General features: G+C 59.3%; 1 protein-coding gene and 1 other annotated feature. The gene reads right to left on the bottom strand.

Features of this window, described 5'->3' with window-relative positions; all coding sequences use genetic code 11:
• Positions 1-15: 15 nt before the first annotated feature.
• A protein-coding gene (locus tag V7651_RS18660; RefSeq protein WP_335614026.1) for an IS3 family transposase occupies positions 16-1,190 on the bottom strand; the annotation gives its coding sequence in 2 pieces (ribosomal slippage) (positions 16-950 and positions 950-1,190; 1,176 coding nt in all).
• Positions 847-963 (bottom strand) — a sequence feature (AL1L pseudoknot). It overlaps the preceding gene by 117 nt.
• Position 1,191: the final 1 nt, after the last annotated feature.

The following is a 1,191-nucleotide window of genomic DNA, read 5'->3' as shown; positions in this document are numbered from 1 at the left end:
GCAATTTGGTTGGGGTCATGCAGCGATAGCGGTTTCCTTCAGCGCTGCATAGTAGTTGGCCTCGGCTTCTGCCGGCGGGATGTGCCCGATGGGCCCCAGGAGTCTGCGTTTGTTGAACCAATCCACCCAAATGAGAGTAGCATACTCGACGGCGTCCATTGACTTCCACGGTCCCTTTCGATGGATGACTTCAGCCTTGTACAGACCATTGATCGTCTCTGCCAGCGCATTGTCATAGGAGTCCCCGACACTGCCGACGGATGGCTCGAGGCCTGCATCGGCGAGACGCTCGGTGTACTTTATCGACAAGTATTGGCTGCCGCGATCAGAATGATGCACCAGGCCGCTTCCGGAAACTGGCCTTCGGGCATGAAGAGCCTGTTCGAGCGCATCCAGGACAAAGCCTGCATGTGCAGTGCGGCTGACCCGCCAGCCAACGATACGGCGCGCGAAGACATCAATGATGAAGGCGACATAGACAAACCCTGCCCAGGTCGAGACATAGGTGAAATCCGAAACCCAGAGGCGGTTCGGAGCAGATGCCCGGAAGTTCCGGTTTACCTTGTCACGCGGGCATGGCGCGGATGTGTCTGGCACGGTCGTGCGCACCTTCTTGCCGCGCCGAACACCCTGAAGGCCTTGATCCTTCATCAACCGTTCGATCGTGCAGCGCGCCACATCAAAGCCCTCACGCTGCATCTGACGCCAGACTTTCTCGGCCCCGTAGACGGCGTGGTTCTCATTGAACACACGCTTGATCTCAGGCCGCAGGATGGCATCGCGCTGGACACGTGGCGCGGTTGTCTCGGGATGGCGACGCTTTGCGATGTGATCATAATATGTCGATGGGGCAATCGGCAGAACTCTGCAAATCGGCTCGACCCCATAGGCATCTCGGTGGTCGTTGATGAAGGCGATCATCGCTTCAGTGGGCGGTCGAGCTCCGCCTGCGCGAAATATGCTGAGGCCTTCCGGAGGATCTCGTTCGCCTGGCGAAGCTCCCGGTTCTCGCGCTCAAGTGCCTTGATCCGTTCGCGTTCATCTGTGCTGGGGCCTGCTCGCTTGCCGCTGTCGCGCTCAGCCTGCGCGACCCAGTTATGCAGCGTCTGTGGCGAACATCCGATCTTGCCTGAAATCGACACGATGGCCGCCCACTGCGAGGCGTGATCTGCCCCATGTTCTTCCACCATC

The organism is Hyphomonas oceanitis (assembly GCF_036964545.1).
In the GTDB taxonomy this organism is placed as follows: domain Bacteria; phylum Pseudomonadota; class Alphaproteobacteria; order Caulobacterales; family Hyphomonadaceae; genus Hyphomonas; species Hyphomonas oceanitis.
The sequence above is the reverse complement of the archived record's forward strand: the minus strand, read 5'-3'. Positions and strand labels throughout refer to the sequence as shown.